Source organism: Nocardia sp. A7 (assembly GCF_046549215.1).
GTDB lineage: Bacteria > Actinomycetota > Actinomycetes > Mycobacteriales > Mycobacteriaceae > Nocardia.
This window is the reverse complement of sequence record NZ_JAJPWE010000001.1, coordinates 2,218,068-2,233,398: the sequence shown is the minus strand read 5'-3', so window position 1 is coordinate 2,233,398 and position 15,331 is coordinate 2,218,068. Positions and strand designations below refer to the sequence as shown.

16 protein-coding genes are annotated in these 15,331 nt (G+C 67.3%); 11 read left to right on the top strand and 5 right to left on the bottom strand.

The window, feature by feature from the left end; genetic code table 11:
* Nucleotides 1–237: 237 nt before the first annotated feature.
* From ACLJPD_RS10135 to ACLJPD_RS10125, 3 genes are all read right to left on the bottom strand, one after another.
* Nucleotides 238–687, bottom strand: coding sequence for a GNAT family N-acetyltransferase (locus tag ACLJPD_RS10135; RefSeq protein WP_410871633.1), 450 nt, complete (start codon nt 685–687; stop codon nt 238–240).
* A gap of 102 nt (nt 688–789) precedes the next feature.
* Nucleotides 790–2,751, bottom strand: a complete 1,962-nt coding sequence (gene htpG / locus ACLJPD_RS10130) for a molecular chaperone HtpG (protein WP_410871632.1) — start codon at nt 2,749–2,751, stop codon at nt 790–792.
* 13 nt (nt 2,752–2,764) lie between these two features.
* Nucleotides 2,765–4,375: a TM0106 family RecB-like putative nuclease gene (locus ACLJPD_RS10125; protein WP_410871992.1), complete on the bottom strand. Its 1,611-nt coding sequence runs from the start codon at nt 4,373–4,375 to the stop codon at nt 2,765–2,767.
* 218 nt (nt 4,376–4,593) lie between these two features.
* On the opposite strand from ACLJPD_RS10125, the gene ACLJPD_RS10120 reads away from it, so the two are divergent.
* The 8 genes from ACLJPD_RS10120 to rraA all read left to right on the top strand — a co-directional run bounded on the left by ACLJPD_RS10120 (nt 4,594) and on the right by rraA (nt 9,432).
* Nucleotides 4,594–5,268 carry a DUF6474 family protein gene (locus ACLJPD_RS10120; RefSeq protein ID WP_410871631.1) on the top strand — a complete coding sequence of 225 codons (675 nt, stop codon included), beginning with the start codon at nt 4,594–4,596 and terminating at the stop codon, nt 5,266–5,268.
* Nucleotides 5,269–5,275: 7 nt separating this feature from the next.
* Nucleotides 5,276–5,818 (top strand): hypothetical protein, encoded by a 543-nt coding sequence (locus tag ACLJPD_RS10115; protein WP_410871630.1) that lies wholly within the window; start codon nt 5,276–5,278, stop codon nt 5,816–5,818.
* Between the two features lie 41 nt (nt 5,819–5,859).
* Entirely contained in the window at nt 5,860–6,513 is a 654-nt protein-coding gene (locus ACLJPD_RS10110; RefSeq protein ID WP_410871991.1) for a YcnI family protein, read from the top strand.
* Nucleotides 6,510–7,076 (top strand): copper resistance protein CopC, encoded by a 567-nt coding sequence (locus tag ACLJPD_RS10105; RefSeq protein ID WP_410871629.1) that lies wholly within the window; start codon nt 6,510–6,512, stop codon nt 7,074–7,076. The genes ACLJPD_RS10110 and ACLJPD_RS10105 overlap by 4 nt, the downstream gene beginning before the upstream one ends.
* Nucleotides 7,077–7,082: 6 nt before the next feature.
* Nucleotides 7,083–8,027 carry a copper resistance D family protein gene (locus ACLJPD_RS10100; RefSeq protein ID WP_410871628.1) on the top strand — a complete coding sequence of 315 codons (945 nt, stop codon included), beginning with the start codon at nt 7,083–7,085 and terminating at the stop codon, nt 8,025–8,027.
* Between the two features lie 65 nt (nt 8,028–8,092).
* Complete coding sequence (locus tag ACLJPD_RS10095; RefSeq protein WP_410871627.1) at nt 8,093–8,548, top strand: SRPBCC family protein; 456 nt, start codon at nt 8,093–8,095, stop codon at nt 8,546–8,548.
* Between the two features lies 1 nt (nt 8,549).
* Nucleotides 8,550–8,930, top strand: coding sequence for a DUF5313 family protein (locus tag ACLJPD_RS10090; protein ID WP_410871626.1), 381 nt, complete (start codon nt 8,550–8,552; stop codon nt 8,928–8,930).
* A 13-nt stretch (nt 8,931–8,943) separates the two neighbouring features.
* Nucleotides 8,944–9,432 carry a ribonuclease E activity regulator RraA gene (gene rraA / locus ACLJPD_RS10085; protein ID WP_410871625.1) on the top strand — a complete coding sequence of 163 codons (489 nt, stop codon included), beginning with the start codon at nt 8,944–8,946 and terminating at the stop codon, nt 9,430–9,432.
* Between the two features lie 22 nt (nt 9,433–9,454).
* Here the strand turns inward: rraA and ACLJPD_RS10080 are convergent, their stop codons facing one another.
* Nucleotides 9,455–9,676 carry an RNA-binding S4 domain-containing protein gene (locus ACLJPD_RS10080; protein ID WP_410871624.1) on the bottom strand — a complete coding sequence of 74 codons (222 nt, stop codon included), beginning with the start codon at nt 9,674–9,676 and terminating at the stop codon, nt 9,455–9,457.
* Between the two features lie 164 nt (nt 9,677–9,840).
* Here ACLJPD_RS10080 and lysX point away from each other — a divergent pair, with 164 nt between their 5' ends.
* The 3 genes from lysX to ACLJPD_RS10065 all read left to right on the top strand — a co-directional run bounded on the left by lysX (nt 9,841) and on the right by ACLJPD_RS10065 (nt 14,313).
* Nucleotides 9,841–13,095, top strand: a complete 3,255-nt coding sequence (lysX, locus tag ACLJPD_RS10075) for a bifunctional lysylphosphatidylglycerol synthetase/lysine--tRNA ligase LysX (RefSeq protein WP_410871990.1) — start codon at nt 9,841–9,843, stop codon at nt 13,093–13,095.
* Nucleotides 13,096–13,258: 163 nt separating this feature from the next.
* Entirely contained in the window at nt 13,259–13,579 is a 321-nt protein-coding gene (locus ACLJPD_RS10070; RefSeq protein WP_410871623.1) for a hypothetical protein, read from the top strand.
* Nucleotides 13,580–13,692: 113 nt separating this feature from the next.
* Nucleotides 13,693–14,313 (top strand): histidine phosphatase family protein, encoded by a 621-nt coding sequence (locus ACLJPD_RS10065; protein WP_410871622.1) that lies wholly within the window; start codon nt 13,693–13,695, stop codon nt 14,311–14,313.
* A 57-nt stretch (nt 14,314–14,370) separates the two neighbouring features.
* Here the strand turns inward: ACLJPD_RS10065 and ACLJPD_RS10060 are convergent, their stop codons facing one another.
* Nucleotides 14,371–15,270 (bottom strand): cutinase family protein, encoded by a 900-nt coding sequence (locus tag ACLJPD_RS10060; RefSeq protein ID WP_410871989.1) that lies wholly within the window; start codon nt 15,268–15,270, stop codon nt 14,371–14,373.
* Nucleotides 15,271–15,331: the final 61 nt, after the last annotated feature.

Sequence of the window (15,331 nt, the reverse complement as noted above, 5' to 3'; positions counted from 1 at the left end):
TTCACTTGCCTTCTGCTTACTTCTTCTCTTGCCTTGCTTCTTCGCTCCTTCGGCGGGCCGGCCGACTGCACCGGATTCTCTTCTCCGCCGGAAGGGACGGTCTAACTTGTCTTCCCGGGCAGCTCACCTGCCCGGCCATCTGATTTCTTGATTGGAACGAGACCGACTATATACCTATGGTTCGGAGAATGTCTACCCCCGACACCACAGATTTTTTCCACTCGTCGAAACGGCTGATCAGACGGGGCGGGAGAAGGCGATCAGGGAGCGGCCCGGGCCGTTGTAGTCGGGGATGGGGCCGGTGACGGTGAAGCCGAGGCTGCGGTGGAAGTCGATCGAGGTGTAGTTCGCGGGGGAGGTTATCGCCGTGACCGTGGTGCGGTTATCGGAGCGGGCGATGGTGAAGAAGGCTTCGTAGAGGGTGCGGCCGAGGCCGCATTTGCGGGCGTCCGGGCGGACCGCGACGAAGTGGATGTAGGCCGTGCGTGGGTCGGAGGGTGAACCGAAACCCACCAGGAAGCCGGAGATTCCGTCGTCGTCGGAGGCGATCAGGCTGGTGCGGTGGAAGTGGTCGAGGAACATGCGAGGGAGGTGGTGGACGGCTGCTCTACCCCACCAGTTGTCGACGACGCCGATGATCTTGTCGTAGTCATCGGGTCTCGCCCGACAGATGCTGTGCCCCACCATCACTCCATGGTGGACCCGATGTGAGTAGTGAGCACCGGAAATGCTGGTGAACAAAACTGCCCGCTGCCGAAAGGGCAGCGGGCAGTTTCGAAAACGTCGAGCTCAGACCGTGCGAGTCAGCCGTTCGGTGAGGAGCTGGGCGAAGCGGGCCGGGTCCTTGAGTTCGCCGCCCTCGGCGAGAACCGCTGTGCCGTAGAGCAGTTCGGCGGTTTCGGCGAGTTCGGGGACCTTGCCCTCGTCGGCGTCGGACTTGCGGGCGTCGTAGGCGTCGCGCAGGCCTGTCACCAGGGGGTGGGTCGGGTTGAGTTCGAGGATGCGCTTGGATTCGGGCAGGGCCTGGCCCGAGGCGCGGTACATGCGCTCGAGCATGGGGGTGAAGTCGTAGACGTCGCCGACCAGGCAGGCGGGTGAGGTGGTGAGGCGGTTGGTGAGGCGGACTTCCTTGGCGACGTCGGTCAACGTCGTGCCGAGCCAACCGAGCAGGTCGCCGAAGTCCTTGTCCTGCTGTTCGCGCAGGGCTTCGGTTTCCTTCTTCTCGTCCTCGGTTTCCAGGTCGACCTCGCCCTTGGCGATGGACTGGAATGTCTTGCCCTGGAATTCCGGCACCGAACCGACCCACATCTCGTCGACGGGATCGGTGAGGATCAGCACCTCGCGCCCCTTGGCGGTGAAGGCCTCCAGGTGCGGCGAATTCTCCACCTGCGCACGGCTTTCGCCGGTCATGTAGTAGATCGAGTCCTGGCCGTCCTTCATCCGCTCCACGTACTGCGCGAGCGTGGTGAGCTCGGATTCGGAGGCGGTGGAGGCGAAAGACGACACGGTGAGCAGGGTTTCGCGGTTGTCGGTGTCGGACAGCAAGCCCTCCTTGAGGACTCGGCCGAACTGCGACCAGAACGTCTGGTACCTGGTCTGGTCCTCGGCGCCCTGCATGTCCTTGACTGTCGAGAGCACCTTCTTCACCAGGCGCTTACGGATCATCTGGATCTGGCGGTCCTGCTGCAGGATTTCTCGCGAGACGTTGAGCGAAAGATCCTGGGCGTCGACGATGCCCTTGACGAAGCGCAGGTACTCCGGCATCAGCTCTTCGCAGTTGTCCATGATGAACACCCGACGCACGTAGAGCTGCACACCGCGCTTGTGCTCACGGGTGAACAGGTCGAACGGCGCGATCGACGGAATGAACAGCAGCGCCTGGTACTCGAAGGTGCCTTCGGCCTTCATCGGGACGATCTCGAGCGGCTCGTCCCAGGCGTGGCTGACGTGGTGGTAGAACTCCTTGTACTCCTCGTCGCTCACCTCGCTGCGCGGCCGCGTCCACAGAGCCTTCTGCGAGTTGAGGATCTGGTCCTCGACGACGGTCTTCTCGACCTTGTCCTCGCCTTCGCCCTCGGTCACCGTGCGCTCGACCTGCATGCGGATCGGCCAGGCGATGAAGTCGGAGTACTTGCGGACGATTTCGCGCAGCTTCCATTCCTGCGTGTAATCGAAGAGGTGATCGTCCTCGTCGGCGGGCTTGAGCTCGAGGGTCACCGAGGTGCCCTGCGGTGCGTCGGCGACGGTGTCGATCTCATAGGTCGAGCTGCCCGCGGCGGCGCTCCAGCGGGTGCCCTCGGCCTCGCCCGCCTTGCGGGTGGTGAGGATGACGCGATCGGCCACCATGAAGGTGGAGTAGAAGCCGATGCCGAATTGGCCGATCAGCTCCTCGGCGGCGGCATCGGACTTGGCCTCGGTCAGCTTGCGGCGCAGGTCGGCGGTGCCGGATTTGGCGAGGGTGCCGATCAGGTCGATCACTTCGGCGCGGGACATGCCGATGCCGTTGTCACGCACCGTCAGGACGCGCTCGCCCTGCTCGACCGCCAGCTCGATGTGCAGGTCGGAGGTGTCGGCGCCCAGGTCTTTGTCCTGGTAGGCGGCAAGTTTGAGCTTGTCCAGTGCATCAGAAGCGTTCGAGATCAGCTCCCGCAGGAAGGTGTCTTTGTTGGAGTAGACCGAGTGGATCATCAGCTCGAGGAGCTGGTGGGTTTCGGCCTGGAACTCGAGGGTTTCGACGTGCTGCTCAGTCACGCCCCCGATGGTATTACCGCCCGAAATCGGCCAGTGAGGGAACCTCGGTAACGGCCTTCTCCGACATCCACACGCGCAGCACCTGCGTGGCGCGAACGTCGTCTTCGTTGTAGACGAACAGGCGGGTGCGCTGGGACAGGTCGACGTCGTCGTCGTAGCCGACGGCGCGGCGGTACCAGCCCATCGATGCCTCGCCGCCCGCTTCCGGATCACGCCAGGCGAAGCCGGCGACGGGTGCGATCTTCTTGAGCCCTTTACCGTTCGGGCAGATGAACTGCTCGGTGACGGCCTGGAACATGTCGACCCATTCCTTCGAGTCGACGAAGGCGCGCACTTCCTCCTGGGTCGGGACGCCGGGACGTCCGGCGAACCGGCGGGCCGATTCGTAGAGCCACTTGTCCTCGGCGGTGCGTGAATAGCAATAGGCGGCAAAGGTTTTGCCCGCGGCGTGGGCGTCGGCGCGACGTTCCATCAGCCAGGTCCAGAACTCGCCGAACGAGCGGCCCTCGTCCTCGGTGGGCAGCGGATCCCAGGTGACGAACGGGCGGTAGACGTCGTCGAGCAGGGTGCCCCACAGGTAGGCGCCGTCTTCCTGGTAACTCTCCAGGTCGACGTCGATCTCCACATCCGCGCGACGCACGCTCACCTGCTCGAAGCGGCGCACCAGCGGGGCACCGTCGATCCAGGCGCGGGCGGTGACGACAGTTTCGGCGAACGGTCCGTGCTGCCAGTCGTCGGGATCGTCGCCTTCCCACGCGGCCAGTTCGTCGACGGTTTCGATCCCGTGCAGACGCAATACGTCGGCCCGCGAACCGGGCGCGACCAGGCTCACATCACGCATCTGCGCCAGCGTCGCCTCACAACTGGGACCGGTGCCGGGACCACGCACCCACCACGGGCACTGCCTGCACTCGGGCACCTTCGACGGCTGGGTGGGCAGTTCGCCGCGCACCACCGCGATGCGGTCGGCGTAGCGCAGGTCGTAATCGGCCAGCACGCCCGTCAGGTCGTGCACCAGGATGCGGTCGCTGATCAGGCCGATCGCACCGCCGATCAGGGCCGGACTCGCCATGCCGTAGCGCTGCAACATCCGGTACAGATGGGCGAGGCGTTGCTGGTCGCGCGGCTGCGGGCGCAGTTTCACGCTCTTGTCGCGGCGCGGCTGCCAGCGGAACAGATCCGAGGTCAGTGGGTGGAAATCGGCCGGGTCGGGTCTGCGCGGGTCGGTGACCTTGTGGTTGACCACGATGATCGGGATATAGCCGCCGCGGTCCTCGTCGCGCAGCAGGATCTCGACACCGCCGCGTCGACCGGTGTCGGCTTCCTGCGGCAGCAGTCCGCCCCAGATGCGGGCGGCACCCGACTCGATGGCCGCCATCGTCGCCGCGGCCTTGGCGGCCCCGCGCAGTTCCGGGTCGATCACCACCCAGTCGGCGGGGGCGGCCGCGACCAGTTCGTCGCGGATCCTGGTGCGATGGGCGGTGGCGGCGTCGCGGCGCTGCTGCACGCCAGGATCCTCCCTGACCTCGGCGAGCACACCCGGATTCTCGGCGTCGAGGCGAAGCCGGTGCCTGCACCCGATCAGCGAGCGCGCGTCAAGGAAAGCGACGCGGGAGCCGCCGATCTCGGCACCGTGATCGGGCGCAGCGGAAGCGAGGACCGGGCTACGCACCGGCCCGCTGTCGAAGTCGTCCTCGGCTGCACGCACGCAAGCAGTATGGCCTCTCCCCCCGACACATTGCCCAATCGCTACCCTGAGCCCACTACGCTACGTAGAACGGCAGGCCGCTTGGAGGCGGTCCTGCCTCATGACTTGGCGAGCATGACGGAAGGCCTGATCCCATGGGGTTGTTCAGCAAGCGCAAGCGGCGGCCGAGCCGGCGCGCTGAGGCGAAAGCGCTCAAGCACAAAGCCGCGGTGGAGGCGAAGCTGGGCGCCAAGAACGAGCGCAAGGCCGCCAAAGCGGGCGAGCGCGTCAACCGGCGCGCGGCCAAGGCGCAGGCACGCACCGCAGACAAGGTGGCCAAGGCGCAGATCGCGACCCTGCAGGCCGAGGAGAAGGCCGCGCAGAAGGCCGCCGCCAAGGCTGATCGCGAGCTGTTCAGCGCGGGGCAGATCCGCAAGTACATCGGGGTGGCCCGGGTGCTGATCCCGGTGCTGGCCCCGCTGGCCTATCGCGGCGCGACGATGGTGCGCGGGCAGCTCGACGCGCGCAAGGCGCAGCAGCTCGGTATCGGCATGGATCAGCTCAGCGAGTTCAGCGGGCACGGTGCGCGGCTGCAGGCCCGCATCACCAATACCGAGGAAGCGCTCGACAAGATCGCCGCCGACAAGGCTGGCGATGCCGATACCAAGAAGTTCGTCGAAGCGGCGCGCTCGCGCATGGCCGATCTGAATGTGGCGGTGAAGACCGCCGAGCAGATGCCGGCCGCGCGTCGCAAGGCCGTGCACGCGTCGATCTCGAGCGAGCTCGCGGTGCTGGAGAACGACGTGCTCGCCCGCCTGGGCGTTCGCTGATTCTCCCGTGACCACGCCGCAGCTCACCTCCCGCTTGCGCGGTGGTGGCTGCGGCGTACTCGTGGGTGGGCTGGCTGTCGCCGCGCACGGGATCGGCGGCGGCGGGGTGCCGCGATCGGCGGAAATCGCGCTGCTGCTGCTGGTTTCGCTGGGCGCCGGGATGTTCGCCCATGGCACCGAACGGCACGAGCTTTCGTATCGGCTCGCGCATTCACGTCGACCCGCGGCGGTGCGCACGGCCGCCGCGCTGATCGGTGGACAGTGGGCCGGGCACTTCGCGCTGTCGGCGACGCTCGATCATCACGGGCTGCTGCATCTGCCGAGCTGGCCGATGATCGCCGCGCACCTGATCGCGGCGTTCGCTTGTGCCGCATTGATTCTCGTTGCCGAGCGGCTGTATCTCGTCGCGTCGAGCATGGTTCGGGCTGTGCTCAGCAGTCCCGCCGCTGTGGTCCGCCGCACGGTCCGCTGGTTCGCCGCTGTCGCCGTCGCGCGCGGTGCCCGTCCGAAGGGTGCGCGATGTCCGCGCGCACCGCCGTTGTTCGCCTGATTCACGACGACATCAGAATTCTTCGGACGACAAGGCATCCCATGCACAACTTCATCACCCGCTCCACCGGAACCGCCGCTCTCGCAGCGGGTTTGGTGCTCGCCGCCTGCGGCTCCGCGGCCGCGCACGTCAGTGTCGAGGCGCCGGGCGCCGCCAAGGGCAAGTACACCGTCGCCACCTTCAAGGTGCCGACCGAATCCGACACCGCGTCCACCACCGCATTGCGCGTCACCGTGCCGAACCTGAAAAGTGTTCGGACCGAGCCGATGCCGGGCTGGACGTCGAAGGTCGAGCGCAACGACAAGGGCGAGACGGTCGCCGTGGTGTGGTCGGCTGATCCGGGTAACCCCGGCGTCGGGCCCGGCCAGTTCCAGCGGTTCGTGCTCTCGCTCGGGCCGCTGCCGACGCAGGACACCGTGAACTTCCCCGCGCAGCAGACCTACAGCGACGGCAAGGTCGTGGCCTGGGATCAGCCGAGCACCGGTGGCGCCGAGCCGGAACACCCCGCACCGGCGCTCACCCTGGCCGCCGGCGGCGGGGCCGAGGGCGGCGATCACCACGTCGCCTCGGCCGACTCCCCGGAGGCGCAGACCGATAATGTCGCCCGCTGGATGGGTGGGATCGGTCTGGCTCTCGGCCTGTTCGCCGCCGCGCTGGGGCTCGGTCTGGTCTTCCGGTCGCGGCGGTCGTCATGACACATGGCGGCGTTGGCGACCCGTCGCGTCGGCGCACGCCGCGAAGGACGCTCATCGCCCTGCTCGCTGTCCTGTTCGCCTGCGCTTTCGCGGCGGCGGGCACAGCGAGCGCGCATTCGGGTGCGGTGAGCAGCGTGCCCGAGAACGGCTCGACCGTCGAGGTCGGGCCCGCACGGGCCAGTGTCACCTTCAATGAGGAACTGCAGCAGACCTTTCCGTCACTGACCGTGGTCGGGCCGGATGGCAGGCTGTGGTCCAAAGGCAAGGCGCTGGTCGAAGGACGCAGTGTCAGTGTGGAAGTGGGTGAGCTGGGGCCGGTCGGTGAGTACACGATCGCGTTCCGGGTCACCTCGGCCGACGGTCATCCCGTCAGCGGGACAAGGACTTTCACGCTGAGCAAGGCAGGCACCGGTACCCCCGGCGCACGTCCGGGCGCGGACCAGGCCGATGACAGCGGCGACGGCGGTGTGCCCGTGTGGGTGTTCATCGCGGGCGGCGTTGTGCTGTTCGGTGCGGGTCTCGCGGTGGCGTTGCTCGGTGGCCGGTCCGGTCGCAAGAAGTAATCGACGATGACGACCGGTCGCCGGGCACCCGGTGCCGCACTGAAGCAGTGGCGTGTGCTGGTGCCGGTCGTCGTCGCCGCGCTGGCCGGGGTGGTGCTGGCCTGGATATTGCGCCACACCGGCGGGTTCGCGTGGGTGGCGTTCGCGCGGGTACTGGCCGACGGTGCGGGCGCGGTCGTGTTCGGCCTCGCCGCGCTCCCCCGGCTCAACGACCGCCTGACGACGGCCTGGCGGCCACTGGCCGCCCTCGCGGGCATGTGGTTCGCCGCCGAGTTCACCGTGCTCGTGTGCGAGGCCGCCGACATCGTCGGTGTGGCAGTGACCCAGCTCGACGTGCGCGACTTCCTCACCTTCCTCGGCCGCCTCAGCGGCGGTCAGATCGGCATCGCGATCCTGTTCTGCACCGGCGCGATCGCCTGCTACGCGGCCCTCGCGTTCCGCCGTCCCGACGCCGCGTCGGCCGATCTGGTCCTCGTCTTCGCCGCGGTCGCGCTCTCGCTGCGCCCGATCACCGGCCACATGTCCCAGCAGATGCTCGGTTCGGTCCTGGCCGCGATCCACGCACTGGCCGCCGCCTGCTGGCTAGGCCTGCTGCTCGCCATGGTCGTGACCTTGCGCACCCGCGGCGAATGGGCCGCCACTCTGCCGCGCTACTCCGCGATCGCCGCCCCCACGGTCGGCGTCGTCGCTCTCACCGGCCTGATCAACGGCTTGGTCCGCCTCGACGGCATCGCCCCGCTACTGACCACCGGCTACGGACGAATCCTGCTGGCCAAGTTCACCATCCTGTGCGCCCTTGTCACGCTGGGCTGGTGGTGGCGCCGGACCTGGGTCCGCAAGGCCGCCGATCACCGCGTCACCGCCGAGATCTCCCTGCGCAACGCCACCATCGAGGTGCTGGTGATGGCGGTGGCGTTCGGGCTGGCGGCGACGCTGGCGGTCACCGCTTAGTCACCTCGGTCACGTTCGGCGTCGAGGGCCATTTCCCGGGTTGAGCAACTATTACAGTGAGCAGCATGACCGAAGTGAGGATCGCCGAAGATTGCGCCGCGACCGCCGAAGCGGCGTTCGCGTTCATCAACGACTACCGCAATCTGCCGAAGTTCTGGTACGGCATCGAATCCTTCACCCCTGTCACCGCGCAGACCGACGGTCTCGGCGCGAAGTTCGACGGGAAGATGAAGCTCGGCCCCGCCTCGCTGACCTCCCGCATCGAGGTCGTCGGCTGGGAAGAGGGCCGGTTGATCGCCACCAAGTCGATCAAGGGCATCGAGATCGTCGCGACCTTCAAGTTCATCCCCAAGGGTGACATCGCGTGCACGGTGGACGCCGATATCAATTTCTCCGTCGGCGGTGGCATCACGGGCAAGGTGCTGAGCAAGACGATCGAGCCGTTCGTGAAGATCGCCGTCAAGCACACCACCGACTCGCTCATTCGCGAGATCGAGAAGTCACACACCGAGCAGGCCTGACATGAGCGAGCGCGGCACCCCGTCGTTCCCCCAGCGGATCGGCTACATCTGCGGCCGCACGCTGCCGCCGTCGATGCGCGACTGGGTGCTGCGCGACCTCACCGGCCCCGGCGCGACACGGCGCTATCTGCTGCGCATCCTGGTGCCGATCCTGCCGCTGCTGGCGGTGTTCCTGCTGGTACCCGGCCCGCTGTGGATAGGGCTGTCGATGATGGCCCTGCTGTATCTGCCGCTGATCTACTTCACCGTCGCGCTCACCTATGTGTTCCGCCGCAACCGGCTGCTCCGCCACGATCTCGACCCCGCCCTGGCCGACGCGGGCGCGCGGGCGAAGGAACAGGGGCAGCGCACCGCCTACGAGCAGCGCCACGGCCGGGCCTGACACAATCAGTTTCATGACCGAATCAGCGAATGTTGTGGCCACCGCCGATCTGGCCGACGAGATCGGCCCCGAGATCCGTAGCTGCGATACGCAGTTCATCCAGTTCGGCGGCCGCGCCGAATTCGCGGGCCGAATCACCACGATCCGCTGCTTCCAGGACAACCTGCTGGTCAAGCAGACCCTGAGTAGCCCCGGCGACGGCAAGGTCCTCGTCGTCGACGGTGGCGCGAGCGTGCACACCGCCCTGGTTGGCGACATCATCGCTGGCCGCGGCGTCGACAACGGCTGGGCGGGCGTGATCGTCAACGGCGCCGTCCGCGACTCCGCGATCCTGCGCACCCTCGACATCGGCGTGAAGGCCCTCGGCACCAACCCCCGCAAGAGCACCCAGACCGGCACCGGCGAACAAGACGTCCCCGTCGAATTCGGCGGCATCACCTTCGTCCCCGGCGAAATGCTCTACAGCGACTCCGACGGCGTGGTCGTGCGCGCCGAAGACTGAGGGTTACCCGGGTGTTCGAGGCTCAGCCCTCGGACACCCGTACCTTGTTGCCGGCGAGAACGACCACATCGCCGATCTCGAGCTGCCGCCCCCGCCGCAACTCCACTTCGTCGTTGACCCGCACCAAACCCTGCGCGATCACCATCTTGGCCTCGGAACCCGAATCGATCAGGTTGGCCAGTTTCAGGAATTGCCCGAGCCGGATGACAACGTCATCGATCGGCACATCAACTGGTTCCGACATGCGCTAATACTTACTCCCCCGCGAGACACCGGGCGCAACCGGCCCCGACCCGTGACGAACACGCCGCAGCCGCCCCCACCCCGATCCGGCCCGAATGGACGCACACTGGATCGGTGACTTCCACGCAGGCCGAGCAGCACCCCACCGTCGAGGACCGCACAGCGGTGCCTCATCGCGCGCACGGCAAGTTGTCCGAGGTACCGCACATCGCCGGATTGATCCTCGGTGTGTTCGCGGTGCTGTTGTTCCTGTGGAGCCTCTCGCCCAGCTTGCGGATCCTCACACACGTGCCGCGCCACTACGTCGACACGTACTACTTCGACGCACCGGACACCAGCCTCGTGTGGGCGCTGGTCGTCGGCCTGCTCGCCGGGGCGACCGCGGCACGCAAGCGGATCGCCTGGTGGCTGCTGGTCGTCTATCTGCTGCTCTACGCGGTGGCCAACGTCCTGGACTTCTTCGCCGACGACGATGTGGACGCGCTGGTCGCCTTCATCGTGCATGTCGTGGTGATCGGGATTCTGCTGGCCGCCCGCAAGGAGTTCTACACCCGGGTTCGGCCCGGCGCGGCGTGGAAAGCGCTTGGCGTGCTGGTGTCCGGGCTCGCGCTCGGCTGCCTGCTCGGCTGGGGACTGGTTGAGCTGTCCCCCGGTTCGCTGCCCGCGGGCCCACAGCGTCCGCTGTGGGCGGTGTACCGGGTCACCGCGGCTGTGCTGGTGAACAACGAGCACTTCGACGGGCATCCGCGAGCCTGGGTGAACTTCCTGCTCGGTCTGTTCGGCGCGATCGCGCTGCTGGCGGCGGTGGTCGTGTTGTTGCGCTCGCAACGCGCCGACAACGCGATGACCGGCCTGGACGAGTCGGCCATCCGCGGCCTGCTGGCGAGCAGCGATGTCGAGGACTCGCTCGGCTACTTCGCGACCCGCCGGGACAAGGCCGTGGTGTTCGCGCCGAACGGCAAGGCGGCGATCACCTATCGCGTCGAGCTGGGTGTGTGCCTGGCCAGTGGCGATCCGATCGGGCCGAAACAGGGCTGGCCGCAGGCAATCGCGGCGTGGTTGGAGCAAGCCGACCGGTTCGGCTGGCAGCCCGCGGTGATGGGCGCGAGCGAACTCGGCGCCACCGCGTATCGCAAGGCGGGACTGTCGGCGCTGCGCCTGGGCGACGAGGCGATCCTCGACACCCGCACGTTCTCGCTGGCGGGCCCGGAGATGAAACAGGTACGCCAGGCGGCAAACCGGTTGCGCAAGAACGGCTTCGGCGTGCGAGTGCGCAGGCACCACGACATCCCCGCCGCCGAGTTCACCGAGATCGTGGCCCGCGCCGACGCCTGGCGCGATACCGAGACCGAGCGCGGCTTCTCGATGGCGCTCGGCCGCCTCGGCGACCCACTCGACGGTGACTGCCTGCTGGTCGAGGCCGTCGACCACGACGACCGCGTGCACGGCATGCTCTCGCTCGTCCCGTGGGGCCGCACCGGTGTCTCCCTCGAACTGATGCGCCGCGACCCGCAGAGCCCCAACGGCGTGATGGAGCTGATGATCTCGCAGCTCGCGCTGACCTCCGACCAACACGGCATCACGAAGGTCTCGCTGAACTTCGCGGTGTTCCGTTCGGTGTTCGAGGAGGGTGGCCGGATCGGCGCCGGACCCGTCCTGCGGGCCTGGCGCGGTGTGCTGCTGTTCTTCTCACGCTGGTGGCAGCTGGAGGCGCTCTACCGATCGAATGTGAAGTACCACCCGCGCTGGGTGCCGCGGTTCTTCCTGTTCGAGGAACGCAGGCAGCTGCCGCGAGTGGCCACCGCGAGCGGTTTGGCCGAAGGGTTCCTGCCACGCCTGGGCAAGACCCCCGACGCGGGCGTGCGCACCGGCACGAATCCTGCCGTCCCCGCCACGCTCACCGGCCTGCACGCCGACGGCAGCGCGCCCGAAGTCGCCGACGGCACCGACACCGAGCAGGGTCCACGCAGGCCCGAACAGGTGCGGGTACGCCTGGACAAACTCGACCGGCTCACCGCGGCGGGCATCGACGCCTACCCCGTGGCATACCCGCCGACCCACGACATCGCCGAGGCCAGACGCTGCCCCAAGGGCACCACAGTGCGAATCGCAGGCAGGCTCTTGCGGATTCGCGACTACGGCGGCGTGATCTTCGCGCTGGTCCGCGATTGGACCGGCGAGATCCAGCTGGTGATCGACCGCGAACGGGTCGGCGCCGACCGCAGCAACGAGTTCACCGAATTCTTCGACCTCGGCGACCTCATCGAGGTGAGCGGGCAGCTCGGCACCAGCCGCAACGGCGAACTGTCGCTGCTCGCACAGGACTGGCGGATGAACGGCAAGTGCCTGCATCCTCTGCCCGACAAGTGGCGTGGGCTGGCAGACCAAGAGGCCAAGGTCCGGCAACGCTATGTGGACATGGCGATCAATCCCGAGACCCGCGAGGTGATGGCCAAGCGCAGCGCGGTGCTGCATTCGCTGCGCGACTCGCTGCACGCCTGGGGCTTCCTCGAGGTGGAGACGCCGATCCTGCAGCAGGTACACGGCGGCGCCAACGCGACCCCGTTTCGCACCCACATCAACGCCTACGACCTCGACCTGTACCTGCGCATCGCTCCCGAGCTGTATCTGAAACGGCTGTGCGTCGGCGGCATGGAGAAGGTGTTCGAGATCGGCCGGACCTTCCGCAACGAAGGCGTCGACTTCAGCCACAATCCCGAGTTCACGATCCTGGAAGCCTATGAGGCGCACAGCGATTACCTGCAGATGATGCACCTGTGCCGTCGGCTGATCCAGCACGCGGCGATGGAGGCCAACGGCGCCGAGGTGGCGTTGCGGCCCACCGACACCGGCTTCGAGACCGTCGACATCTCCGGCGAGTGGCGGGTGAAAACCGTGCACGGCGCGGTGTCAGAGGCGATCGGCACCGAGATCACCGCGCGCACCGACCTGACCCGGCTGCGCGAACTGTGTGACGAGGCGGGCGTGGCCTACCAACACGGGTGGGACGCGGGCCAAGTGGTGCTGGAAATGTATGAGCACCTGGTGGAATCGCAGACCACCTACCCCACCTTCTACCTCGACTTCCCCACCTCGGTCTCCCCACTCACCCGCTCGCACCGCAGCATCGACGGGGTGGCCGAACGGTGGGATCTGGTGGCCTGGGGCGTCGAATTGGGCACCGCCTACAGCGAACTCACCGACCCGGTCGAACAGCGGCGCAGACTCACCGAACAGTCGATGCTGGCCGCGGGCGGCGACCCGGAGGCGATGGAACTCGACGAGGACTTCCTGGCCGCACTCGAACACGCGATGCCGCCCACCGGCGGGCTCGGCATGGGCGTGGACCGGGTGGTCATGCTGATCACCGGACGCAGCATCCGTGAGACGCTACCGTTCCCCTTGGTGAAACCGCGATGAAAACGGGTACAGCTGTAAACGGGACGCGACGCGTGCGCGATCAACAACTGCTCTGTGTGGCGCCTGTGGGGCTTTCGTACCGAAAGCCCCAGTGAGGCGGCTACTCTCGGAGTTCCGGCACCGGGAGGATGTCGGGCCACCAACACATCGGGATGGGAATTCTATGTATCTGGATTTGCTGACCACCGCCGCTCTCGTCGATCCGCACCTGCTCACCAGCAGCTTCGACACGTTGGCGAGTTCGGACGCCGTCAACACCGCGATGGAGCTCGCGGCGAAGAAGAAAAAGAAGAGCAACACCGGCTTGATCATCGGCGGCATCTGCTGCCTGATCGTCGTGGTGCTGATCGTGGGCGGCATCTACCTGCTCAAGAACAAGAAGAAGAAGGACGACCAGCCGCCGTACAACGGTGGTCAGCCGCCGTTCAACGGCCCGCAGGGTGGTCAGCCGCCCTACGGTCAGCCGCCGCACGGCCAGTCCTGACCTGAGCGGAGGACTCGCGGCGATACCCCTGTCGATGACGAGGCGTCCCCGCGAGTCCTCGAACGAACGACCCGGAGCCCTGATCCCCGGTGGGTAGGGCAGAGTGTGTAGGCGTGCAGCTGATACTCGTGCGTCATGCCCAACCCGAACGCGTAGTCGGCGCCACCACCGCCGCCGACCCCGGCCTCACCGAGATCGGCCGAAGCCAAGCCGACCGCGTCCCCGCCGCGCTCGCCGCCCACGACATCACCCGCATCGTCAGCAGTCCGCAGCGCCGCGCCCGCGACACCGCACTCCCCACCGCGACCGCCCGCGACCTCCCGGTCGACATCATCGACGATCTCGCCGAGTACGACCGCGACCTGCCCGCCTACATCCCCATCGAGGACGCGAAAACCGATTTCGCCGAGGCCTACGCCCGCATCAAAGCAGGCCACCTCCCCCTCGAGATCGACGGACCAGCCTTCACCCGGCGCGTCCTGGCCGCCGTCGACGACCTCGTCGCCACGACAGCTCCCGCCGACACCGTCGTCGCCTTCGCCCACGGCGGCGTGATCAACGTCCTGCTGGCCGACATCCTCGGCCTGTCCCGCCCCCTCACCTTCCCCATCGACTACTGCTCGATAACCCGGATCCTCTACTCCCGCACCGGTACCCGCACCGCCGCCACCATCAATGAGAACGCCCACGTCTGGACCCTGCTCCCCAGGGCACTGGCGCGCACCACACCCTGAGCCGAAAACACGAGAGCCCGGCACCGCCGAAGCGACACCGGGCTCTCACGGAACAACTCAGGCCTGCTGAGCAATCCAGTTGTGCATCCAGCTGATAGCGGTCTGCCCGCCACCCACCGAGTAACTCCCGTACAGCGTGTGCGCCTGCGAGCGGTAGAACTCCTCCAGGTCCTTGGCCCGCTTCTGGTTGGCAGCGTCGGTCAGCTGCGCCCCCAGCGTGGGGATACCACCGAGCGACATCAGGTCGGTCACGATCGCACCGGCCTCGAGCTGGTAGCGCCACATGTTGGCCGGATTCGCATCCGAACTCTGCGCGAGGAAGCCCGCGAACCGCGTCACGAAATCATCGGTCGCGGTGGCGCAGTACAGGTCGTCGACCGCGCAGATCGTGCGCGTGCGGTCGCTCAGCCAACCGAAGCCACCCGGGCGAGCACCACCGGCACCGGCACCCGTGGCATGCGGGCCGACCTGGATATCGGTCGGCGAACGGCGAGGATCGGAGATGAGACCGACGGCGGCGACCCGGTCCTGTGGGATCGGGCTGATGCCGGTGCCGATCTCGGCGGCGAGATCGCCTGCGGCGTCGGCGCCCTGGCTGTAGCCGACGATCGCGGCCTTGGTGTTGCCACAGGAGGCCAGCTTGGCGCTGATCAGACCGCGGGCGGCGTCGACCGCCTGCTTCTTGGAAGCGCCGTAGACGTCACCCTCCCACGGGAACGCGGTGGCGGCGTAGGTGACGTAGTCGACGTCGGTGTTCCTCGGTAGGCCCCTGGTGACGCCGGCGAGCATGCCGGGTCCGGGTTCCTTCTCGATGCCGGTTTCCCAAGTGCCGGGAATGGCTACTACATACAGACTCGGGCAGGCGGGCGCCGCGTTCGCGCTCGTGCTGCCGACGACAATTCCGGACATCATCGCCGCGGAGGCACCCAGAACCGCGACAACCTTCTTCAACTGCATACCGCTCCAGTTCACCCTTGCTCGTCGTTGTGAGAGCAACCCCGACTACTGACGTTGTGGC